Origin of the sequence: Pseudomonas sp. 21LCFQ010 (assembly GCF_024129905.1) — a bacterium.
In the GTDB taxonomy this organism is placed as follows: domain Bacteria; phylum Pseudomonadota; class Gammaproteobacteria; order Pseudomonadales; family Pseudomonadaceae; genus Aquipseudomonas.
The window spans coordinates 141,872-165,193 of the sequence record NZ_JAMYDZ010000008.1 but is presented as its reverse complement, the minus strand read 5'-3'; the positions used below and the strand labels follow the sequence as shown (position 1 = coordinate 165,193).

Below are 23,322 nucleotides of genomic sequence, written 5' to 3'. Positions count from 1 at the left end.
ATGAAAAAGCTATGTTTGGCGCTGAGCCTGACCCTGGGATTGGGATCGCTGTTCTCGGCGTTCGCCCAAGCAGCCGATAAACCGCTGCTGCGGATCGGCGCACGGGTGTTTACCGAGCAGACCATGCTCGCGGAGATCACCGCGCAATACCTGCGCAGCAAAAACTACGACGTGCAGATCACCGGCGGGCTGGGCAGTAACCTGGCGCGCAGTGCCCATGAGAGCGGCCAGCTGGATCTGCTCTGGGAGTACACCGGGGTTTCGCTGGTCGCCTACAACCATGTCGAGGAACGTCTCGACAGCGAGCAGAGCTACGCACGGGTCAAAGAACTCGATGCCAAAAAAGGCCTGGTCTGGCTGGCGCCGTCGCGCTTCAGCAACACCTACGCCTTGGGGCTGCCGGACAAGATCGCCAAAGAGTATCCCCAGCTCAACACCGTCAGCGACCTGACCCGAGTGCTCAAGGACGAGGCTGACCAGGGCCACATCGTTGCCCTGGATACCGAGTTTGCCAACCGCTCCGATGGTCTGGGCGGGCTGGTCAAGCATTACGACATGAATCTGGGCCGGGAAAACATCCGCCAGATGGACGCCGGGCTGGTTTATACCGCGATGCGCAACGGCCAGGTTTTTGCCGGTCTGGTGTACACCACTGACGGGCGCCTGGACGCCTTCAAGCTCAAGGTGCTGGACGACGACAAGCATTACTTCCCGGACTACACCGCCGCCCCGGTCGTGCGCAAGGCGTTCCTCGACCAGCACCCGGAACTGGCCGGGCTGCTCAAACCGCTGGCCGAACTGCTCGACAACGCCACCATGCGTGCACTGAACGCCAAGGTCGATGTCGACCATCAGAGTCCGTCCACCGTGGCCGCAGAGTTCCTGCGCCAGCATCCACTCAACTAAAGGAGACAGACGTATGGATTTGTTGAACGCCTTCTCCCATATGGACTGGAATCAGGTCCTGCACCTGACCGGGCAGCACATCACCCTGGTCGGCGTCGCGGTGACCCTGGCGATTCTGGTCGGCGTGCCGCTGGGTATCCTGATGACCCGCTTCCCGACCCTGGCAGGTCCTCTGCAAGCCAGTGCCACGGTGTTGCTGACCGTGCCGTCCATTGCGCTGTTCGGCTTGCTGCTGCCGTTCTATTCCAAATTTGGCCAGGGCCTGGGGCCGCTGCCGGCCATCACCGCCGTGTTTCTGTATTCGTTGTTGCCGATCATGCGCAACACCTACCTGGCCCTGACCGGTGTCGAACCGGGCATTCGGGAAGCGGCCAAGGGCATTGGCATGACCTTCGGCCAGCGCCTGCGCATGGTCGAGCTGCCCATCGCCGTACCGGTGATTCTCGCCGGGGTGCGCACTGCCGTGGTGATGAACATCGGCGTCATGACCATTGCCGCGACCATTGGCGCCGGCGGTCTTGGTGTACTCATTCTTGCTTCTATCAGCCGCAGCGATATGTCGATGCTGATCGTCGGCGCCGTGCTGGTCAGCATTCTGGCCATCATCGCCGACCTGCTTCTGCAATGGCTGCAACGCTCGCTGACTCCCAAAGGACTCCTGAAATGATCGAACTTCAAAACCTCACCAAGACTTTCCAGAGCAACGGCAAAGAAGTGAAGGCGGTCGACTCGGTCAGCCTCACGGTCAACGAAGGCGAAATCTGCGTGTTCCTCGGCCCGTCGGGCTGTGGCAAGAGCACCACGCTGAAGATGATCAACCGCCTGATCGAGCCGACCTCCGGCAAGGTCCTGATCAACGGTGAAGACACCACCGGCCTGGACGAAGTGACCCTGCGCCGCAATATCGGCTATGTGATCCAGCAGATCGGCCTGTTCCCGAACATGACCATCGAGGAAAACATCGTAGTGGTGCCCAAACTGTTGGGCTGGGACAAGCAGAAGTGCCATGACCGCGCTCGCGAGTTGATGAGCATGATCAAGCTCGAACCCAAGCAGTACCTGCACCGTTACCCGCGCGAGTTGTCCGGTGGTCAGCAACAGCGTATCGGGGTGATCCGTGCGCTGGCCGCCGAGGCGCCGTTGTTGCTGATGGACGAGCCGTTCGGCGCGGTCGACCCGATCAACCGCGAGATGATCCAGAACGAGTTCTTCGAGATGCAGCGGGCGCTGAACAAGACCGTGATCATGGTCAGCCACGACATCGACGAAGCGCTCAAACTGGGCGACAAGATCGCGATTTTCCGCGCTGGCAAACTGATCCAGATCGACCACCCGGACACCCTGCTGGCGCACCCGGCGGACGACTTCGTCTCCAACTTCGTTGGCCAGGACAGCACCCTCAAGCGCCTGCTGCTGGTCAAGGCCGAAGACGCCGCCGACAACGCGCCGTCAGTCAGCCCCGAGACGCCAGTGGCCGATGCGCTGGAGGTGATGGACGATCAGGACCGTCGCTACGTGGTGGTCACGGACGCAGACAACAAGGCCATGGGCTACGTGCGCCGCCGCGACCTGCACCGCCAGACCGGCACCTGTGCGCAGTTCCTGCGCGAGTTCAACGCCACGGCAGCCTATGACGAAAATCTGCGCATCCTGCTGTCGCGCATGTACGAGTTCAACCGCGCCTGGCTGCCGGTGCTGGACGCCGAGCGGGTGTTCCTGGGCGAGGTGACCCAAGAGTCGATTGCTGCTTACCTGAGTTCGGGACGCTCGCGCGGGGCCAAGACCAGCATCGTCTCGCCAGCGGAACTGGCGGCGTCCTGATAAGTGGCAGCGCTTTGCGCTGCTTTCGCCGCCGGCGAAAGCAGTGCGCAGCACTGCCAGCCTTTCAAACCTATGGCTTCTTGCGGCAGTACTCCGACACGATCACCCCGCCAATCGCCAGCAGCCCGCCCAGGGTGATCCAGGCCGTCAGTTGTTCCCCCAGCAGCACAGTCGCCAGCACGGCGGTGATCACCGGCACCAGATTGAAGAACGGCGCGGTACGCGAGGCGCCCAGTCGGGAAATGGCGTGGATCCAGGCCAGTGGCGCACAGATCGAGGCGCCGATGCCGGCAAAGCCGACCAGGGCCAGCACTTCACCGGTCAGCGCATGCCGCTCGGTGAGCAGGTAGAACGGCGCCAGGGCCACACTGGCGACGATGGCCTGGGTGTAGACCGTCTGCAGCATCGGCAACTGGATCTTCCAGCGCTGCAGCAGCAGGCTGTACACCGCGAAGGCTGCGGTGCCGAGCAGCATCATGGCATCGCCGATGCTCAGGCCGCCGTTGAGCAGGGAAGCGAAATGACCATTGCTGATCACCAGCACCACGCCGATGATCGAGATCGTGCCGCCAACCAGGGTGCCGGTAGTCGTGCGCTGTTTCATCAGCAGGCCGGTGAGGATCAGTGCGATCAGTGGATAGAGCGCCTGGATGATGCCCATCTTGATCGCGGTGGTGGAGTGTGCGGCGTAGTAGGCCAGGCACTGAAACACCACGCCGCCGAGCAGGCCGAGGACGATCAACTGCCTGTAGCAGCGGGCGACCACTGCGGCGTTGCGGATCAGGCCGCCGAGCACGAACGGGGTGAGCACCAGCAGCGCCAGCAGCCAGCGGTAGAAGCTGATCTCGATGGGCGAGATGGCCGTGGCACTGAGTTTGGTGACGATGGTGTTGCCACCCCACAGGAAGGCGGCCAGGACGGGGAACAGGTAATTCATCAGTCGGGTCTCTCCAGGTCGGCGCCGAGCATAGCACCATGACCCTGGCGGCCAGGTGAAACCGGACCGTTCGGGCAGGCGCAAGGAACATCAGCCTGTCATGTGGGTCGTTTACATAGGTGGGTGTAATGAGCGATCTACTGGTTGCGTGCGAAATCGCGACATTTTTAGTTGATCTCAAGCCCCTCAGGTCCTAAAGTTCGCGCCGAACGTCCATGCTGGAAACGATCCATCCGGCTCAAGTACTGACGACGAGACAGCAAGGCCAAGGGGAGTTGCCCCGTGGCCTTTTTGCTTTCGGCGACATGCCTTGGGAAGTAGGCGAACCAAAGTGGGGATACGGAGGACGTTCATATGCACCCATTTATTCATCTGTTTGCCCCGTGGAGTCCCTTAGCATGCCGATCAAGGTCGAAGACTATTTCGAAGCCAGCACCTTCAACAAAATGAAGGCGTTTGCCGACAAGCAGGAAACCCCGTTCGTACTCATCGACACCAAGATCATCGACAAGGCTTACGATGACCTGCGCGCCGGTTTCGAGTTCGCCAAGGTCTACTACGCCGTCAAGGCCAACCCGGCCAAAGAAATCATCGAGCTGTTGCGCGACAAGGGTTCGAGCTTTGACATCGCCTCCATCTATGAGCTGGACAAGGTCATGGGCTGCGGCGTTGGCCCGGAACGCATCAGCTACGGCAACACCATCAAGAAGTCCAAGGACATCCGCTACTTCTTCGACAAGGGCGTGCGCCTGTTCGCCACCGACTCCGAAGCCGACCTGCGCAACATCGCCAAGGCCGCACCCGGCTCGAAAGTCTATGTGCGGATCCTCACCGAAGGTTCGACCACCGCTGACTGGCCGCTGTCGCGCAAGTTCGGCTGCCAGACCGACATGGCCATGGACCTGCTGATCCTGGCCCGTGATCTGGGTCTGGTGCCTTACGGTATTTCGTTCCACGTCGGTTCCCAGCAGCGCGACATCAGCGTGTGGGACGCGGCGATTGCCAAGGTCAAGGTGATCTTCGAGCGTCTGAAACAGGAAGACGGCATCGAACTGAAGCTGATCAACATGGGTGGCGGCTTCCCGGCCAACTACATCACCCGCACCAACAGCCTGGAAACCTACGCCGAAGAGATCATCCGCTTCCTGAAGGAAGACTTCGGTGACGACCTGCCGGAAATCATTCTGGAGCCAGGCCGTTCGCTGATCGCCAACGCCGGCATTCTGGTCAGCGAAGTGGTGCTGGTGGCGCGCAAGTCGCGTACCGCCGTGGAGCGCTGGGTGTACACCGACGTGGGCAAGTTCTCCGGCCTGATCGAAACCATGGACGAGTCGATCAAGTTCCCGATCTGGACCGAGAAAAAAGGCGAGATGGAAGAAGTGGTCATCGCAGGCCCCACCTGCGACAGCGCCGACATCATGTACGAGCACTACAAGTACGGCCTGCCGCTGAACCTGGCCATCGGTGACCGCCTGTACTGGCTGTCGACCGGTGCCTACACCACCAGCTACAGCGCTGTGGAGTTCAATGGCTTCCCGCCGCTGAAGGCGTTCTACCTGTAAGGTCATCACGCAGTACAAAAAACCCATGAGCGATCATGGGTTTTTTTATGCCCTCAGAAAAGTACACGGCGATTTGTAACACAGGATCCAGATTTACATATTTCAATTGTTTTTGGATCCATTGCTTAAGTTATTCGATAACTTCTTATAAATCCTCAGTTCTGGTTGCTTATTCCTACAGGGTCGATCCGCTTTGTTTGCTATTTAGTGTCTTGAAGTTTTGCTAGCTTTTAATAAGTTTCAAGGCTTGAGTTCCGGACTGCCATTTAGGCCGAATGATCACGATAGGGAAATTGGATATGTCGAACGAACACGTGGCATTGGCGACTGACGCCGCTCAGCCTGATGTCAGCGAGATCAGCCGGGTCAGTAATGATTTCATTCGCGCCGCGTCGGGTGTTGCCCAGAATGCGGCTCGCGATCGGGGCCTGCTGATAACCAACGAAGACGTACGTAGCATCCATCGCTACGTCAGTAGTGCGCTGGCCCTGCCGAGCGACATTGCCCAGGTCCGGCAACTGCTGGGCAATTACCAAAGTGGTATTCCCGGTTTGCAGCCTGAAGACGTCAAACAGCTGTATCTGACGATCCAGGAGCACGCCGCAAGTTGGGCCGGGCTGGAAGACGACATGCGTGCGGTGGGCAGCGATCTGCATGTATTTGCCGGCAATCTGGTTCGCACCGCTGAAGACATGGTCGGTTTTATTCAGGGGCTTGAAGCCTGGCGAACCCTCAAGCTGAGTGAGCTGAGCGTCAGTGAAATCGAGCAGATGCCGATGGTTGAACTGACCGACTCCGATCGCAGGCACATGCCTGGTTTGCTGGCCTTGGTGGGTGACCTGAAGTTACACATCGCTGATTACAGCAGCAGTACCCGGCGGGTCAGTCAGGGGCTTGAGGCGTTCAAGGCGCACCTGCGAGACCGAATCAGGCCCGAGGTCGCTCGTAAGATTGATCTGGCGAGCTCTGCGGAAGCGGGTGACAACCTGGTTCAGCTCAAGGACCGGATTGTGCTGCTCAATGAGCGTATCAATCAAAAGGCCAGCGAGTATGAGGAGTACTGCGGCTACCGATGGGTCGGGTTTTGGTGGGGGCCGGCAGGTGGAGCGGTTTCCTGGTCGATCTACGGGCCCAAGGCCGCGGAGGTCCTTGCACAGCAGAGCCAGTTGATCGACGAAAAGCAGACGCTTGAAACCCAACTCAGGCAGCACGACCGGTTTCTCGGCAACCTGTTTGCCTTTGAGTCTGGCATGCAGGATCTGAGAACCCGTATCGAAGGAGCGGCCAGCAGTATCAGCAATATCGAAAGTATCTGGAGTTTGCTCGAGAAGTTGGCAGACGACTCGCATCGGCGCATCAATGACCTGGACAACGCGCTGCTGCTGGTTGTTTTTGTTTCACGGTTTCGCGCAGTTATTGCCAACTGGCAAGACATAAAAGAGCAGGCGTTCAATATGCTGACGGCTTTTAACCGGGTCGTTGGTGATGTGCGGCGTTGATAGTAAAGTAACTAACGATAAGGAAGATTAAACAATGAATGTTCATGTCATGGACACTCCGTTTTTGTTACCAAAGCCTGATCTGGACGTGCTGGTGGCCAACAGAGCGCAATTGCGCCGCTACACTGAGGCGCTTGGCGAGATCCATTTGCCGGTCAAGCGCGAGAAACTGCTCAGCCTGATTGAGGAGTTGAGTCATGTCGACAAGCAGGTGCTCGACATACTGACGCTTGGACCTGGGCTGTTGGCCAATCACGGCTTGCCGGACCTGCTCGAAACCATTGCCAAGCTCAAGCAACAGCCGTTGACCGACGAAACCGGCAGCCACATCGAGGTGATCGTCAAGGAGATCCGTGAAGAGCGGTTCAAGACGCTTGCCGAGCTGCAACTGCAGTCCAGCGCGCTGGATGATGCGCTGGTTAATTTTTCGGCAGTCAGCGTCAGCGACGTCGATCACTTTGTGGTTGAGATCGAGGCCAGCCTGACGCAAGTGGATGAGCAGATTGCCGCTGAAAACCAGCCGTTGGGCAAATGGCTGGAGGAAGAAGCGGCGCTCAACAAGCTGATTGCCGAGGTCGAGGCATTGAGTGCACTCGACAAGTTCAAGCCGCTGGTGGCGTCTCTGGACAAACTGATCGAAATAGACCCGAACAATCGATTGGTCGGCTCGATCAAGGCCGGTATTGCCGGCATGAGCAGTATTCTTGATCTGGCCAACGATGCGCTGGAATACAAGCACCTGCTCAAGCACCGCGAGCGTTTGCAGGAGCTGCTCGACGCGCTGCGTGGTCATGCTCGTGAGCTGCACGAAAAACGCAAGGCTGAGGCCCGCAAGCTGGAGCAATTCAGACAGCTTCAGGCGCTGGAGGAACTGAAGTCGGCCTATAGCCAGGAAGTCGCCAGATTACTGGCTGCGCTGAACGGCTTCCTCACTGCCAATCGCATCGAAGCGGTCGACAGTGTTGAAGCCCAGACGGCGCTGTTTATTCGCCATGCCCGCTTCCTGAGCAATTACCTCACTGAGCTGCGCCGGGACTGGCGCAGTTGATAGACGGGTTCTGGCTGAGCCGGACCAGAACGTCACGCAGCGCTGCCTGGTCTGACTCGTCACCGAGTTCAGCGGCACGCTGATGATAGGCTTGCGCCAGAGCACGCAATGCTGGGTGAGCGGCGGTCAGTAATGACTGGCGACTCACCCGCAGAAAATTGAGGTTGCCGCCCGCCAGCGCTGTGTTCATCCAGGTTTGCGCCTGTTCAATCTCGCCTTGTTCGGCCAGCACGGTGGCATGGCTGAATTGCCCGCGAAAATCCCCGGCTTCGGCAGAGCGTCGATACCAGTCATGCGCTGCCTCCAGATCAACTTTGCCGGCCAGCCCTTCTTCCAGATAGCGCCCCAGCAAGTTCATCGACTTGGCATGGCCTTGGTGGGCGGCCTTGTGGTAACAGGCCATGGCCAGCCAGTGATCCTGACGTACACCACGTCCGCTGCCCAGCAGGTTGCCCAGGTTGTACAGGCCCCAGTCAAAGTTCTGCTCGGCGGCCAGCTGATAATGCCGCGCGGCCTGCACGACATCGGCCTCGCATCCCCAACCATGCTCCAGGCAACGGCCCAGCATGTTGCGCGCCATCAAGTGGCCTTGATCGGCCGCGATGGTGAACCAGGTGACCGCCAGCGCCGGGTCGCGCTGTATGCCGTTGCCATCAAGCAGGATCTGGCCCAGCAGCGCCTGGGCTTCGACCAGCCCTTGTCCGGCGGCGGCCAGAATGGCTTGGGCAGCACGTCCCGGACTGTCTGCCAGCATGGCTTGCAGGGCGTCGCCGTCGAGCTGTTCTTCACGGGCCAACTTCCAGCTCATGGCTCAGACCTCGACCCAGCGGCGCAGCAGGTTGTGATAAGTGCCGGTCAACTGCACCAGTGACGGATGATCAGGTACATCGCGGGTCAGATGCTGGATGGCGGTATCCATCTCGAACAGCAGGGCGCGCTGGCTGTCTTCGCGGACCAGACTCTGAGTCCAGAAAAACGAGGCCAGACGAGTACCGCGGGTCACCGCGTTGACTTTATGCAGGCTGGTGCCGGGGTACAGCACCAGATCGCCGGCCGGCAGCTTGACCTGTTGCGTGCCGTAGGTGTCCTGAATGATCAGTTCACCGCCGTCATAGTCATCGGGATCACTGAAAAACAGCGTCGAGGACAGGTCGGTACGCACCCGCTCGGTCGTGTCTTTGACCTGGCGTACGGCGTTGTCGATATGAAAGTCGAAGTTGCCGCCGGCCGTGTAGCAGTTGAACAACGGTGGATACACCTTGTGCGGCAGCGCGGCTGACATGAACAGCGGGTTGGACCACAGCCGCTCCAGCATGGCGGTGCCGATTTCCTTGGCCAGCGGGTGGCCTTCAGGCAACTGCAGGTTGTGCTTGGCCTTGGCCGACTGATAACCCGCGGTCAGCTTGCCATCAGCCCAGTCAGTCTGCTCCAGGGCTTCACGGATGCGCAGGACTTCTTCACGGGTGAACAGGCCGGGGATATGTAGAAGCATGGAGTGGCACCGATATGGCCGAGGAGGTGGTGAATGATAGTTATTCTTATTGAATGGGCGCAATGCCGATATTGATGCTTGTCAAAGCCCTTGGCGATTCTGGCAAAGCTGGGTAAATAATGTAAAAAATATGCAAATGTCAATTACTCTCAATTGCCTCTCGGGCAGTATTGCAATATGTTTCGCGGCCGGAGTATGGGTCGCTGTTGCGCGTGCTCAGGTGGTCAGCAAGCTCAGCCCGCCTGATTGGCGCGGTCGACATGAAATGATAATGAGAATAACTAGCGTATGCCGCATAATGCGCGCCGCTCAGGGCAATAGAGGTGCCGGTGGTGTTCAAGAAAGTTTTGTTTCAGTTGCACTGGTTCTTCGGCATCAGCGCAGGTCTGGTGCTGGCGCTGATGGGTGTGACCGGTGCCCTGTATTCCTTCGAGGAAGAAATTCTCGACGCCATAAATCCCGACGTGTTGCTGGTAGAGAAGCGCGATGCGCCGCTGCCGCCTATTGAATTGGTGCGCAAGCTCGAAGCTGCCAAGGGCATGACCGTGGCTATCCTGCGGGTTGAAACCACCAGCAATCGGGTTGCCCAGGCCTATTTTCAGCCCAAACCTGGCGAGCGACGCGGACCGCGGGTCAATTTCGACCAGTACACCGGCGAACTGCGTGGCGATGGTGTGGGCGAAGGCTTTTTCGACCTGATGCTCAACCTGCACCGCTTTCTTGCTTCCGGCCAGACAGGTCGGCAGATCACCGGCGCCTGTACCCTGATGCTGATTTTCTTCTGCCTGTCGGGCCTGTATCTGCGCTGGCCGCGCAAGCCGCTGGACTGGCGGGTCTGGCTGACCATGGACTGGGCCAAGAAGGGCCGCAGTTTCAACTGGGACCTGCACTCGATTTTTGGCACCTGGTGTTTACTGGCTTATCTGTTGTTCGCGATCACCGGCTTGATGTGGTCCTATCAATGGTGGAATCAGGGCATGACCCGGCTGCTGGGCGATGCACCGCCAGCCGGTGAGCAGCGCCGCCCGGCCGGCCCTGGTGCTGGCGGTGGCAAGCCGGCCCAGCCGCCGGGGCCGCTGGTGGTGGATTACGACGCCGTCTGGGCGAGCATCCGCGACACCGCAGGCCCTGGCCTGGCGGGTTATAACCTGCGCCTGCCAGCAGCCGGTGGGCAATCGGCTACCGTGTTCTATTTGCTCAAGGACTCGCCGCACCCACGGGCGCTGAACATCATCAATCTCGACCCCGCCACCGGCAAGATCAACTCGGTGTCACGCTACGCCGACAAGGGGCTCGGTGCGCAATTGTTGACCAGTAACTATGCGCTGCACGTCGGCAGTTACTTCGGCCTGCCGGGGCGGATCATCATGACCATCGCCTCGCTGCTGATGCCGCTGTTCTTCATCACCGGCTGGCTGCTGTATCTGGATCGGCGCCGCAAGAAACGCGATATTCGCAATGCCCGCAGTGGCTTGCAGACGGCAGGTGACGAGGGGGATTCGTGGTTGGTGGGCTTTGCCAGCCAGAGCGGTTTTGCCGAGCAACTGGCCTGGCAAACCGCCGGGCAATTGCAAGCGGCCGGCCTGCCGGTCAAGGTCCAGCGCCTGGCGGAGCTGACCGAGCAAGACCTGCAGCAACGTCGCAACGCGGTGTTTGTGGTCAGTACCTTCGGTGACGGTGAGGCGCCGGACAGCGCCCGTGGCTTCGAGCGCAAGCTGCTCGGCCAGCCACTGGCGCTGGATAACCTCAACTACGCGGTGCTGGCTCTGGGTGACCGCCAGTACCAGCACTTCTGCGCCTTTGCCCAGCGCTTGCACGGCTGGTTGGCCGAGCGTGGCAGCCGCTCGCTGTTCGCCCCGGTGGAGGTGGATAACGCCGACCCGGCGGCGCTGCAGAACTGGCAGCAACAACTGGGGCGGGTGACCGGCAGCACGCCGACCGGCGCCTGGCAGGCTCCGCAATTCGAGAGCTGGACCCTGAGCCGCCGCGAGCAGATCAACCCCGGCAGCACGGGCTCGAAGGTGTTCCTGCTTGGCCTGAGCGCGCCTGCGGCCGCGAGCTGGGAGGCTGGTGATCTGGTGGAAATTCTGCCGCGCAATAGCGATGCAGTGCTGACCCGCCTGCTGCAAGGCCTGGGCCTGAGCGGCCAGGAACCGGTCACGGTCGATGGCTTGCAGGAAACCTTGTTGCAAGCGCTGGGCAGCCGCCAGTTGCCGCAACACCGTGCGCACCTGGTGGGCTTGCATGCGCAGGCACTGGTCGATGCGCTGGTGCCGCTGGCCGCCCGCGAGTATTCGATTGCTTCGACACCGTCAGACGGCGACCTGCAGTTGATCGTCCGTCAAGAGATCCATACCGATGGCGGTCTGGGTGTGGGGTCTGGCTGGCTCACCGAGTACCTGGTTGAGGGCGCCACGATCAGTCTGCGCTTGCGTCGCAATAGCGGCTTCCACCTGCCGCAGGAGCCTGTGCCACTGATTCTGATCGGTAACGGCACTGGGCTGGCCGGATTGCGCAGCCTGCTCAAGGCTCGGATTGAGCAACAGCAGACACGTAACTGGCTGTTGTTTGGCGAGCGCAACCGTGCCCATGACTTCTTGTGCGGTGACGAGTTGCAAGGCTGGCTGGACGGTGGCCAGCTGGCCCGTCTGGACCTGGCGTTTTCCCGCGATCAGGAGCAGAAAATCTACGTCCAGGACCGCCTGCGCGAAGCCGCCGACGAACTGCGCGCCTGGCTGGCCGACGGGGCTGTGATCTATATCTGCGGCAGCCTGCAAGGCATGGCCGCCGGAGTCGATCAGGCGCTCAACGACCTGCTCGGTGAACAGGCCGTGAGTGAACTGATCGAACAGGGGCGCTACAAGCGCGACGTTTATTGAGGTAAAAGCCTGTAGGAGCGAGACGGATCGCCGCCCGGTCGCTCCTACAGATGTACGGCTTCAGAACTGGTAAGCCAGCCCTGCGCCGGCGTACCACGAGCGGCCCGGTGCGGCTTCGTAGTAGCGGCCGTTGCCGTCGCCGACGATCACTGAACCTACGTACTGGCGGTCGAGTAGGTTGTCCAGGCGCACCATCTGGTGGAAGGTCCAGGGCCCGTAGTTTTGTTCGAAGCGGGTGCGCCAGTTAAATACCGTGTAGCTCGGGGCGGCCTTGTCGTCATTGCTGTCTTCGACATACACCTTGCTGCGGTACTGGCCTTCGACACCCATGCTGATGCCTTGTCGCGGTTTCCAGACCAGTTCGCCAAACAGGCTGCTGCCCGGCACGCCGGGCAGTTTGTTGCCTTTGTCGATGGTCCTGCCACTGCTTACATAGGCTTCGTCGTAGGTGGCGTCCAGGCGAGTGTACGCCAGGGTGGCTTGCCACTGGTCGCTCAACTGGCTTTGCACGCCGAGTTCGAAACCACGACGCAGGGTCTTGCCGGCGTTCTGATAACTGGTGCGACCGTCGGTGGCGCTGGAGACGACGATTTCGTCATCGGTGCGGATTTCGAAGATGGCCGCATTGATCCGGGTATTGCCGCCGACCCTGGCCTTGAGACCGATCTCATACTGGGTACTGGTGGCTGGCGACAGGCCGAAGTTGAAGCCTTCGATGGCGCCCGGTGCATAGGCCATCTCGGCCTGGGTGGGGGTTTCGAAGCCCTTGCCGGCACTGATGTAGCCATGCAGGTCAGGGCTGAAGGCGTACATCACCGACAGCGACGGGGTGTTGCGCTGGTATTTCTTCGAGCCACTGGCATCGCCGTTGGCCAGGTAACGGTCATCGACCTCCATCTCCATGGTGCTGTGCCGCAGGCCTGCTTCCAGGGTCCAGTCGTCCAGCAGCCAGCGCGCCTGAATGTACGGGTCGAGACTGGTCGCCGTGTCGATCTCGTCACGGCGCAGTTCGCCTTTGACACCCAGTTGCGTGCCGCTGAAGTTCTGAAAACCACGGCGGTCATCGCGACTGCGGTCGTAGTCGACCCCGGTGGTCACGGTCAACTGGCCCGGTACGCCCTGGATTGGCTGGACCCAGCGCAGGGTGCCGCCATGAAACTCACGGTCAAAGTCCACCACGCCGCCGCCACGCTGGCTGTTGGAAACCACCGTGCGCGGGATCGACAGGTACTGCACCACGCTGCGCTGGCCGGCATACAGATTGAACTGCAAGGTGGCGTCGCCGAAGCTGCGCTCGTAGTTCATGCCCAGCTGCTGGTGATCGATGCTTTTGCGCGTGTTGTAAGTCTCGGCCACCGCCGCCACCGAGCGTGGATCATTTTTGTAGCCGGCCCAGGTCTGGCCCAACGGGTCTTGCGTGCCGTTCTGTTCCAGGCTGCTGTAAATCAGTGCCAGGCGGCTGTCGGCGTCGGGTTTGACATGCACCTTGGCGAAGGTCTGATCGCGGCGGGCCGAGCTATGGTCGCGGTAGCCGTCGGTATCCATGCGCGAGGCATCGACGATAAAGCCCGCCTGGTCATTGCCGCCCTCTGCCGACAGGTGGTTCTTGCGATAGCCGTCGCTGCCGAACGTGGTCTCGGCGCCGACCTTGGGCTTGCCTTGGCCGTCGCGGGTGAACATCTGGATCACCCCACCGGCATTGCTGCCGTAAATGGTCGAGGTCGGGCCGCGCAGCACTTCGATACGCTCGGCCACATCCAGGTTGAGCGTGGCGGCCTGGCCCTGGCCGTCCGGGGTGCTGGCGGGAATGCCGTCGCTGAGCAGTTTCAGGCCGCGAATACCGAACGCCGAGCGTGCGCCGTAACCGCGCGAGGATATCTGCAGGTCCTGGGCATAGTTCTGGCGGTTCTGCACGACAAGGCCCGGCACCCGGGGCAGCACTTCGGACAGGTTGGTGCCCAACTGGCCGTCCTGGATCTGCTGCAGGTTGACGGTGTCGACCGAAAACGGCAGGTCAAAGCTGGAGACCGGCGCATAGCTGCCGGTGACCACGATGGGGGTAAGAATCTCGTAGGTCGAAACCTTGTTGTCATCGGCCAGGGCCAATGCGCTGACACCCAAACCGCAGGCCAGTGCGTGAATCCGCAAGGCGAGGGCGCAGGGGCTAAGTCGAACAGGCATGTAGACCTCTCGATTGAATGAAAGTGATGTCACTACGGCGGGCGGATGCAACAGGCAGGATAGAAGACAGCAGGCGGTTCAGATCGTGCACATCCGCTGTGCAGTAATACTGAGCAATCGCCCGCCCCATCAGGGGCGGGCGAAAGAACGGATTATGGCAGCGCGTAGGCCACGACGTAATCACCGCGTTGCGTCGCTTGGCGCGCACCACCGGCGGTGATCACCACGTATTGCTTGCCGGTTTTGGGCGACACGTAAGTCATCGGCCCACCCTGGCTGCCGACCGGCAGTCGGGCTTTCCAGACTTCTTCACCGTTGGCGCTGTTGAAGGCGCGCAGGTAGAAGTCCTGGGTACCGGCGATGAATACCAGACCGCCTTGGGTCGACAGGGTGCCGCCGAGGGTCGGCAGGCCGATCTTGATCGGCAAGCCCATGGCGATGCCAAGGGGGCCGGTGTCTTCCACGGTCCCGACCGGCACTTGCCAGGCGATTTTCTGGGTTTTCATGTCGATGGCGGTCAGGGTGCCGAACGGCGGCGCCTGGCACGGAATGCCGGCCACCGACAGGAAGCGGTTCTTGTTCACCGCATAGGGGGTGCCTTTGAGCGGCACCGCGCCCATGCCGGTGTTGATCGCTTCACCGCCGGAGGAAGCCTTGGCATCTTTCTGCGCAGGAATCATCTGCACCCACAGGCCCAGACGCATGTCGTTGACGAAGATGAAGCCGTGCACCGGGTCGGTCGACAGGCCGCCCCAGTTAAGGCCACCCAGCGAGCCTGGAAAACTCAGCGATTTATCGGTACCTGGCGCGGTGTACAGCCCGTCGTAGCGCATCCCCTTGAAGTCGATACGGCACAGCAATTGGTCATACGGCGTGGCGCCCCACATGTCCGACTCGGTTAGCTGCTGGGCGCCGATCTGCGGCATGCCCACCGACTTTGGCTGGCTGGGCGAATACGGCTCGTTGGGGATGTTGCCGGCCTTGACCGGCACTTGATCCACTTGGGTCAGCGGCTGGCCAGTGGCGCGGTCGAGGACGAAGATCTGCCCGGCCTTGGTGCCGATCACCAGTGCCGGCACACTTTTGCCGTCTTTACCGGTGAAGTCGATCAGGCTCGGCTGCATCGGCAGGTCGAAATCCCACAGGTCATTATGGACCGTCTGGTACACCCACTTTTCTGCGCCGCTGGTGGCGTCCAGGGCCAGGATCGAAGCGCCATAGGTGTGATCCAGGCGAGTACGCTCGACACCGTATAGGTCGGTGGACGAACTGCCCATCGGCAGGAACACGGTGTTCATCGCCGGATCGTAGGACATCGGTGCCCAGCTGTTCGGCGTGCTGCGCACGTAGGTCTGGCCTTCGGCCGGTGCGTTGCGCTCTTGCGGGTTGCCCGGGTCGAAGGCCCAGCGCTGTTGCCCGGTGACCACGTCGAAGCCACGAATCACGCCGCCTGGCATGTCGGTCTGGACGTTGTCGGCGACACGTCCGCCGACCACCACCGTGGTGCCGGCCATCAGCGGGGCCGAAGACAATTGATAGTGCGAGTCCGGGACATTGCCCAGACCGGCTTTCAGGTCAACCTGACCGTTGTTGCCAAAGCCCTGGCAGAATTCGCCGGTGTCGGCGTCGACGGCGATCAGGCGTGCGTCGATGGTGTTGGTCAGCAGGCGGCGCTGACAGTTGGCGCCGGCCGTTACGTTGACTGCGGTCACCGCTGAATTGCCTGGCTGGCTTGGCTGCACCAGCGCTGCGGTGGCGTCGAAGTACGCCAGGCCCCGGCAGCGCTGCCATACGGCGGATTGAGCGTTGATTTGGTTTTTCCACAGCTCTTTGCCGGTGTCGGCATCCAGCGCAATGATGTTGTTGTGCGGTGTGCAGATAAACACCTTGTTGCCGATTTGCAGCGGGGTGAGCTGGTCTTCGGCGCCATTGCCGTTGCTCTGCGCAACATCACCGGTGCGGTAGGTCCAGGCCACCTGCAGCTTGTCGACATTGCCACGGTTGATCTGGTCCAGCGCAGCAAAGCGGCTGCCACCTTCGGTATTGCCGTAATGCGCCCAGTCTTTCTGCGCGTTGGCCGGGTCCACCGGGGTCAGGCCAGGGCCGCTGCCATTGGTTGCGACACTGGGGTGGGCGACAAACATATTGCCCACCGCGATCACCAGTGCGACTGCCAGTACGCCAGCGATGCCATACGGCGCCTTGCCCGGTACGGCACCACTGGCGCGCACCAGCTGTGGATACACCAGCAGGATCACCAGACCCATGACCGAGAACATGAACAGCCGCGAGAACAGCGGCCAGAATTGCAGGCCGGCGTCCAGCACCGCCCAAATGGCCGTGCCGATCAGGAACACTGCGAACAGTTGTGCGCCGAGCGGCTTGCGCAACGCAATCAACAGACCGCAAGCAGCCATAACCAGACCGCCGATCAGGAAATACCAGCTACCGCCCAGACGGACCAGCGAGAAGCCGCCGGCCGCAAGGGCCAGACCAAGCAAAAGGGTAATGATGCCGAGCCCGAGCAGGATGAACCTGACCAGGCCGGAGAGGGGTTGTGGCTGTGTCATTTTGTAGCACCCGTGTTTGAATGCCGGCGATTATAAACATCAAAAACTAACCAGTTAGTTAATTGTTCGAAAATCGCACACTTTTTTACCCGGAGTTCGGAGCCCGGCACGGATTGTGACTTGAAATGCTGTGGGAACGAGCTCGCTCGTGAAGGCGCAATTACATCCACAACAGGTGGAGTGTATTTACCGGCCTTTGCGTCGCAGCGTCGCCCGGCCGGTTACGGGGTGCGGGGCGAGGTTTGCAACCAGTGCAGCATGCCTTGCGCTGCGGCGCGCCCACTGGCAAAGCAGGCGGTCAGCAGGTAGCCGCCAGTCGGTGCTTCCCAGTCGAGCATCTCGCCGGCGCAGAACACCCCAGGCAACGCTTTGAGCATCAGGTGCTGATCCAGGCTTTCGAAGGCTACGCCTCCGGCCGTGCTGATTGCCTCGTCCAGCGGGCGAGTGCGCACCAGTTGCAGGGGCAGGGCTTTGATGGCTTTGGCCAGCGCCTGCGGGTCATCGAACTGCGCCTTGCTGGTCAATTCGCGCAATAGCGCAGCCTTGACCCCTTCCAGGCCCAGTTGGCCGCTCAGGTGTTTGGCCATCGAGCGTGAGCCGCGCGGTTTTTCCAGCGCCGCCTGCACCGCTTGCACGGATTTGCCCGGCAGCAGGTCAATGTGGACAGTCGCTGAGCCAGCGCGATTGATCCCGTCCCGGATCGGCGCTGACAGGGCGTAGACCAGGCTGCCCTCAACCCCGGTTTCGGTCACGACGCACTCCCCTGTGCGCATCGGCAAGTTATCCACAGACATGGCGATGTTTTTCAGTGGCGCGCCGGCGAATTTGCTGCGCAGCACGTCGCTCCAGGTGTTGACCTCGAAGCCGCAGTTACTGGGCTGTAATGCCGCAACCTCAACGCCTTGATCCTGCAGCCAGGGTCGCCAGGCACCGTCGGACCCCAAGCGTGCCCAACTGGCGCCGCCTAGCGCCAGCAGTACCGCATCGGCGCGTTCGCTGCGCTCGGCATCAGGGCCGCGCAGGCGCAGGCTGCCGTCAGGGTTCCAGCCCAGCCAGCGATGCCGGGTGTGCAGATTCACGCCACTGTCGCGCAGACGCTTGAGCCAGGCGCGCAGCAAGGGCGCGGCTTTCATGTCGGCAGGAAATACCCGGCCAGAGCTGCCGATGAAGGTCTCGATGCCCAGCCCATGAATCCACTGACGCAGGGCATCGGCATCGAACGTCTGCAAAAAAGGCTCGATCATCGGCGCGCGCCGGGCATAGCGCGACAAGAATGCCGACCAGGGCTCGGAGTGGGTGATGTTCATGCCGCCGACCCCGGCCAGCAGAAACTTACGCCCCACCGACGGCATGGCGTCATACAGATCGACCTTGAGACCGGCCTGGCTCAGCACTTCAGCCGCCATCAGGCCGGCGGGACCGCCGCCGATGATGACAACAGATGAACGGGCGGTGGAGGTCGGTGAGGTCATGGGCAGGCCGTGAATCGGGTTGGAAAGGCCCGATAGTTTACCGGAGATTTTCTTGTGCCCGCTGACCTGCAAGCAGCGGCATTTGCTCTGTTTCGCGGGTTTTCGTAAAATTTTGCCACTTTCGGGCCTGCCATCATTGCTGCGCCGATCAACCCAGTCAGGAACCTCGTGGCCAGAAAATCCAGAAGGGAACTCACCCATGTCAGCGGCGGCGCGGATATTCCGGTCACCGTTATCGATGTAGCACGTGAAGCCGGTGTTTCACCCATTACCGTCTCCAGGGCCCTGAACCGCCCTGAGCTGGTCAGTGAGGCCACTCGCGTGCGGGTGCTGGAAGTGGTCAGGCAGATGGGCTACGTTCCCAACCTGTTGGCGGGCAGCCTGGCCAGTAGCAAGAGCCGCCTGGTGGCAATTTTGCTGCCCACCATTGCCAACTCGATTTTCGCCCCCGCCGTGCAGGCGATCATGGACCGCCTGACTGAAGCCGGTTACCAGTCGTTGCTGGGCCCCACCGGCTACTCGCCGGAAAAGGAAGAGGTGCTGCTTGAGGCCATTCTCGGCCGCCGCCCGGACGGCATAGTGCTCACTGGTACTTTGCACACCGAGGGCAGCCGCGCGCGTCTGGCTTCGGCCGGCATCCCTGTGGTCGAAGCCTGGGACCTGTCGGATACGGCGCTGGACATGCAGGTGGGCTTCTCCCATGAACAGGTCGGTGAACAGGTTGCCGAGCACTTCGTGGCCAAGGGGTATGAGCGTTTTGCCGTAATTACCGTCGACGACCCTCGTGGCATTCGTCGTTGCAACAGCCTGATCCAGCGCCTGGGGCAACACGGTATCAGCGAAGTACCGGTCGAAATCCTGCCGCTGCCGGCCACCTGGGAAGTGGGGCGCGAGGGCCTCAAGCGCTTGTTGCAGCGTCCTGAGGCGCCGCAACTGGTGTTTTGCAGCTCCGACACGGTCGCCATGGGTGTGCTGGCTCAGGCCGCTGAACTGGGCCTGCGGGTGCCGCAAGACATTGCCGTGCTGGGTTTTGGCGACACCACCAACAGCCGCTTCGCGCAGCCTGCGCTGTCAACCATCAGCGTCAATGCCACGGTGATGGGCCGTGAGGTGGCCGAAGCCTTGTTGCGACGCTTTGCCGGCGACAGCACGGCCATGCGCTTTGACAGTGGTTTCTCTTTGGTTGAGCGCGCCAGTACCTGAACCAGAACCCGCGACAGCCGCCGTCGGGCGGCCATCGCTTTATCCGCGAAAGGCGGTAAACGTTCGCGGATAAATCTGTTCCTGCAATCCCCTCCAATTTCCTTCGAAACAAAAAACCTTATGAGCGGGGCTTGAATGATAACGTTATCTCTGTGCATGATAACGTTATCGTTGTACGACAACTGACGATAATGGCTTTCCGGCCGAGACTTCATTACCCGCATAAAAACAATTCGTGGGAGCGTCACTTCATGCAAGAACCCAAGCAAACCCGCGCCCGGTACATGATCCTGCTCATGCTGTTTCTGGTGACCACGATCAACTTTGCCGACCGCGCAACCATTTCCATCGCCGGTTCCAGTATCCAGAAAGACCTGGGGATCGATGCGATCACTCTGGGCTATATCTTTTCCGCGTTCGGTTGGGCCTATGTGCTCGGTCAGATCCCGGGTGGCTGGTTGCTCGACCGCTTCGGCTCCAAGCGCGTTTATGCGGCAAGCATCTTCACCTGGTCGCTGTTTACCTTGCTGCAGGGCTATATCGGTGAGTTCAGCGTCGGCACCGCGGTGGTCTTGCTGATTCTGCTGCGCATGTCGGTAGGGCTGGCCGAAGCGCCGTCGTTTCCCGGCAATGCGCGGATCGTTGCGTCATGGTTTCCGACCAAGGAGCGCGGCACGGCCTCGGCGATCTTCAATTCGGCGCAATATTTCGCCACGGCGCTGTTCGCCCCGTTGATGGGCTGGATCGTCTATCGCTTTGGCTGGGAGCACGTATTCATCTTCATGGGCTCGTTGGGCATCCTGTTCTCGCTGATCTGGATGCGCACGATCTATAGCCCCAAGGACCACCCATGGGCCAATGCCGCAGAGGTGCGCTACATCGCCGAGAACGGCGGGCTGGTGGACCTGGATGACCGCAGCAAGAAAAAAGACAGCGGTCCGAAGTGGGACTACATCCGTCAGTTGCTGACCAACCGGATGATGGCCGGAGTTTATCTGGGCCAGTTCTGCATCAACTCGCTGACTTACTTCTTCCTGACCTGGTTCCCGGTGTACCTGGTCCAGGAGCGCGGCATGACCATTCTCAAGGCCGGCATCATCGCCTCGCTGCCGGCCATCTGCGGCTTTCTCGGCGGCGTGCTGGGCGGGGTGTTCTCGGACATGCTGCTGCGCCGTGGCAACTCGCTGAGCGTGGCGCGCAAGACGCCGATCGTGCTGGGCATGGTGTTGTCGATGTCGATGATTCTCTGCAACTACGTCGAAGCCGACTGGATGGTCGTTGGCTTCATGGCCCTGGCGTTCTTCGGCAAAGGCGTGGGTGCACTGGGCTGGGCAGTGGTCTCCGACACCTCGCCCAAGCAGATCGCCGGTTTGTCGGGCGGGCTGTTCAACACCATTGGCAACCTGTCGTCGATCACCACGCCGATCGTGATCGGCTACATCATCGCTGCCACCGGCTCGTTCAAGATGGCGCTGGTGTTCGTTGGGGTCAACGCCCTGATTGCCGCGATCAGTTACCTGTTCATCGTCGGTGAAATCAAGCGCGTCCAGCTCAAGGGCCTGGTCGATGCCGAACCCACCAAACCCGATGCGCTCGACGGCTCCGCTGCGTCGGCCAGCCAGCGCTGATTGCCACCCAACAAGGAATTCTTATCATGAATGCTCTGACTGCAAGCCAAACCCGTGGTGCTCCGGTCATCACTGAACTGCAGGTGGTGCCGGTCGCCGGCCACGACAGCATGCTGCTCAACCTCAGCGGTGCCCACGGTCCGTTCTTTACCCGCAACATCCTGATCCTCAAAGACAATGCCGGGCGTGTCGGCGTGGGTGAAGTACCCGGTGGCGAAGCGATCCGCAAGACGCTGGAAGATGCCCGTGAGTTGCTGGTCGGCCAGTCGATTGGTCAATACCAGCGCCTGCTCAATCAGGTGCGCAACGCTTTCGCCGACCGTGATTCGGGAGGCCGTGGCTTACAGACGTTCGACCTGCGCATCACTGTGCATGCGGTGACGGCTTTGGAGTCAGCGCTGCTCGACCTGCTCGGTCAGCACCTGGATGTACCGGTAGCAGCCCTGCTGGGCGAAGGCCAGCAGCGCGATGCGGTGGAGATGCTCGGTTATCTGTTTTACGTCGGTGACCAGGGCAAGACCACCCTGGACTATCGCCGTGAAGCCGAGGCCGATGACGCCTGGTTTCGCCTGCGTAACCAAGAGGCGTTGAGCCCTGAGAAGATCGTTGGCCTGGCCGAGGCGGCTTATCAGCGCTACGGCTTCAAGGACTTCAAGCTCAAGGGCGGCGTGCTGCGCGGCGATGAGGAAATTGAAGCGGTCACCGCGCTGGCCGAGCGGTTTCCGGATGCACGCATCACCCTGGACCCGAACGGTGCCTGGTCACTCAAGGAGGCGATCCGCCTGTGCCGCGATCAGCATCATGTGCTGGCCTATGCCGAAGACCCGTGCGGTGCTGAAAACGGCTATTCGGGTCGTGAAGTGATGGCCGAGTTCCGGCGTGCCACCGGCCTGCGCACCGCGACCAATATGATCGCTACCGACTGGCGGCAGATGGGCCATGCGATCCAGTTGCAGTCGGTGGACATTCCGCTGGCCGACCCGCACTTCTGGACCATGCAGGGCTCGGTACGGGTTGCGCAGATGTGTCACGAATGGGGCCTGACCTGGGGCTCGCATTCCAATAACCACTTCGATATCTCGCTGGCGATGTTCACTCAGGTTGGCGCTGCCGCGCCGGGCGAGATCACCGCGCTCGATACTCACTGGATCTGGCAGGACGGCCAGCGCCTGACCAAGGAGCCGTTCAAGATTGTCGACGGCAAGGTGGCTGTACCGAACAAGCCCGGGCTGGGTGTCGAGCTGGACCTGGATCAGTTGGGCAAGGCTCACGAGCTGTACAAAAACATGGGGCTGGGCGCTCGCGATGACGCCACTGCCATGCAGTTTCTGGTGCCGAACTGGACGTTCAACAACAAGCAGCCATGCATGGTGCGTTGATCGGCTGCTTTAACGAATAACCCTGGCCACGATGCTGGCAACCGGCGCACATCCCCCTTGTGCGCCGTTTTTTTTCCGGCGGGCAATGATTTACTTGCCTAACTTACGCAACTCATCAGACTCGACAATCCGCACCCCATCCTGTTCTTCCAGCGCCAGGCGCCACAGGGCGCGGGCCAGGCTGCAGGCTTCGATGGCGCCGTACTTGCCCGGCAGCAGCTTGGCGATGGGCGCTGCCAACTGTTCGGCCCAGCGTGTCTCAGGACGGTTGCCGACCAGCAGGGAAGGGCGGGCGATGGTCAGTTGTGGCCAGTGCTGCGCTTGCAGCGCCTGCTCCATCTCGCCTTTTATGCGGTTGTAGAACACGCTGGACTTCGGGTCGGCGCCAATGGCGCTGATCACCAGCAGATGCCGGGCACCCAGCGCACGGGCGCGGGCCGCGAAAGCCAGCACCAGATCCAGGTCGACGGCGCGGAAGGCGTCCTGGGAGCCGGCCTGTTTGATGGTGGTCCCCAGGCAGCAGAAAGCGATATCCACCCGGCCATCGAGTTGCGGCAGCAGGCCGGCAAGATCGCCGATAGGGTTTTCCAGATGCGGATGTTTCACCAGCGGCCGACGGGTCGGGGCCAGGACCCGGCTGACAGTGGGTTCATTGAGCAGGCGATCGAGCAGGTGTTCGCCTGTCAGTCCTGTGGCGCCTGCGAGCAGGATGTGTTGCGGCGTCAAGTACATGATGTTTCTCCCT

At 61.0% G+C, this 23,322-nt stretch carries 17 protein-coding genes; 10 read left to right on the top strand and 7 right to left on the bottom strand.

Features of this window, described 5'->3' with window-relative positions:
* From NJC38_RS12180 to NJC38_RS12170, 3 genes are read left to right on the top strand one after another with little or no spacing between them, the layout of a single operon-like run.
* The gene (locus tag NJC38_RS12180; RefSeq protein WP_253114980.1) at positions 1-906 is read left to right on the top strand and encodes a glycine betaine ABC transporter substrate-binding protein; all 906 of its coding nucleotides are present in this window, start codon (positions 1-3) and stop codon (positions 904-906) included.
* Positions 907-919: 13 nt separating this feature from the next.
* On the top strand, positions 920-1,573 hold the full coding sequence (locus tag NJC38_RS12175; protein WP_045487282.1) for an ABC transporter permease: 654 nt from the start codon (positions 920-922) through the stop codon (positions 1,571-1,573).
* A complete protein-coding gene (locus tag NJC38_RS12170; RefSeq protein ID WP_045487285.1) occupies positions 1,570-2,727 on the top strand; it encodes a betaine/proline/choline family ABC transporter ATP-binding protein in 1,158 nt (385 codons plus the stop codon). The genes NJC38_RS12175 and NJC38_RS12170 overlap by 4 nt, the downstream gene beginning before the upstream one ends.
* A 70-nt stretch (positions 2,728-2,797) precedes the next feature.
* On the opposite strand, the gene NJC38_RS12165 is transcribed toward NJC38_RS12170, so the two are convergent.
* The gene (locus tag NJC38_RS12165; RefSeq protein WP_253114979.1) at positions 2,798-3,664 is read right to left on the bottom strand and encodes a DMT family transporter; all 867 of its coding nucleotides are present in this window, start codon (positions 3,662-3,664) and stop codon (positions 2,798-2,800) included.
* Positions 3,665-4,062: 398 nt separating this feature from the next.
* On the opposite strand from NJC38_RS12165, the gene NJC38_RS12160 reads away from it, so the two are divergent.
* The 3 genes from NJC38_RS12160 (at position 4,063) to NJC38_RS12150 (ending at position 7,773) form a co-directional block, all read left to right on the top strand.
* Entirely contained in the window at positions 4,063-5,226 is a 1,164-nt protein-coding gene (locus NJC38_RS12160) for a type III PLP-dependent enzyme (RefSeq protein WP_045487292.1), read from the top strand.
* A gap of 299 nt (positions 5,227-5,525) precedes the next feature.
* The gene (locus NJC38_RS12155) at positions 5,526-6,725 is read left to right on the top strand and encodes an alpha-xenorhabdolysin family binary toxin subunit A (RefSeq protein ID WP_253114978.1); all 1,200 of its coding nucleotides are present in this window, start codon (positions 5,526-5,528) and stop codon (positions 6,723-6,725) included.
* A gap of 34 nt (positions 6,726-6,759) precedes the next feature.
* On the top strand, positions 6,760-7,773 hold the full coding sequence (locus tag NJC38_RS12150) for an alpha-xenorhabdolysin family binary toxin subunit B (protein ID WP_253114977.1): 1,014 nt from the start codon (positions 6,760-6,762) through the stop codon (positions 7,771-7,773).
* Here NJC38_RS12150 and NJC38_RS12145 read toward each other — a convergent pair.
* Both NJC38_RS12145 and NJC38_RS12140 read right to left on the bottom strand, forming a co-directional pair.
* Positions 7,742-8,581, bottom strand: coding sequence for a tetratricopeptide repeat protein (locus tag NJC38_RS12145; RefSeq protein WP_253114976.1), 840 nt, complete (start codon positions 8,579-8,581; stop codon positions 7,742-7,744). The genes NJC38_RS12150 and NJC38_RS12145 overlap by 32 nt on opposite strands.
* Positions 8,582-8,584: 3 nt before the next feature.
* The gene (locus tag NJC38_RS12140; RefSeq protein WP_253114975.1) at positions 8,585-9,265 is read right to left on the bottom strand and encodes a Fe2+-dependent dioxygenase; all 681 of its coding nucleotides are present in this window, start codon (positions 9,263-9,265) and stop codon (positions 8,585-8,587) included.
* A gap of 332 nt (positions 9,266-9,597) precedes the next feature.
* On the opposite strand from NJC38_RS12140, the gene NJC38_RS12135 reads away from it, so the two are divergent.
* Positions 9,598-12,144 carry a sulfite reductase flavoprotein subunit alpha gene (locus tag NJC38_RS12135; RefSeq protein WP_253114970.1) on the top strand — a complete coding sequence of 849 codons (2,547 nt, stop codon included), beginning with the start codon at positions 9,598-9,600 and terminating at the stop codon, positions 12,142-12,144.
* Positions 12,145-12,204: 60 nt separating this feature from the next.
* Here NJC38_RS12135 and NJC38_RS12130 read toward each other — a convergent pair whose 3' ends face one another.
* From NJC38_RS12130 to NJC38_RS12120, 3 genes are all read right to left on the bottom strand, one after another.
* Positions 12,205-14,325, bottom strand: coding sequence for a TonB-dependent receptor (locus tag NJC38_RS12130; RefSeq protein WP_253114968.1), 2,121 nt, complete (start codon positions 14,323-14,325; stop codon positions 12,205-12,207).
* A 152-nt stretch (positions 14,326-14,477) separates the two neighbouring features.
* A complete protein-coding gene (locus NJC38_RS12125; protein ID WP_253114967.1) occupies positions 14,478-16,895 on the bottom strand; it encodes a glucose/quinate/shikimate family membrane-bound PQQ-dependent dehydrogenase in 2,418 nt (805 codons plus the stop codon).
* Positions 16,896-17,116: 221 nt separating this feature from the next.
* Entirely contained in the window at positions 17,117-18,367 is a 1,251-nt protein-coding gene (locus NJC38_RS12120) for a TIGR03862 family flavoprotein (protein ID WP_253114965.1), read from the bottom strand.
* 168 nt (positions 18,368-18,535) lie between these two features.
* On the opposite strand from NJC38_RS12120, the gene NJC38_RS12115 reads away from it, so the two are divergent.
* From NJC38_RS12115 to gudD, 3 genes are all read left to right on the top strand, one after another.
* The gene (locus tag NJC38_RS12115; RefSeq protein ID WP_253114963.1) at positions 18,536-19,570 is read left to right on the top strand and encodes a LacI family DNA-binding transcriptional regulator; all 1,035 of its coding nucleotides are present in this window, start codon (positions 18,536-18,538) and stop codon (positions 19,568-19,570) included.
* A 251-nt stretch (positions 19,571-19,821) separates the two neighbouring features.
* On the top strand, positions 19,822-21,198 hold the full coding sequence (locus NJC38_RS12110; RefSeq protein WP_253114961.1) for an MFS transporter: 1,377 nt from the start codon (positions 19,822-19,824) through the stop codon (positions 21,196-21,198).
* A gap of 26 nt (positions 21,199-21,224) precedes the next feature.
* Complete coding sequence (gene gudD, locus NJC38_RS12105; protein ID WP_253114958.1) at positions 21,225-22,577, top strand: glucarate dehydratase; 1,353 nt, start codon at positions 21,225-21,227, stop codon at positions 22,575-22,577.
* 90 nt (positions 22,578-22,667) lie between these two features.
* Here gudD and NJC38_RS12100 read toward each other — a convergent pair whose 3' ends face one another.
* Positions 22,668-23,309: an NAD(P)H-binding protein gene (locus NJC38_RS12100; RefSeq protein ID WP_253114956.1), complete on the bottom strand. Its 642-nt coding sequence runs from the start codon at positions 23,307-23,309 to the stop codon at positions 22,668-22,670.
* Positions 23,310-23,322 lie beyond the last annotated feature (13 nt).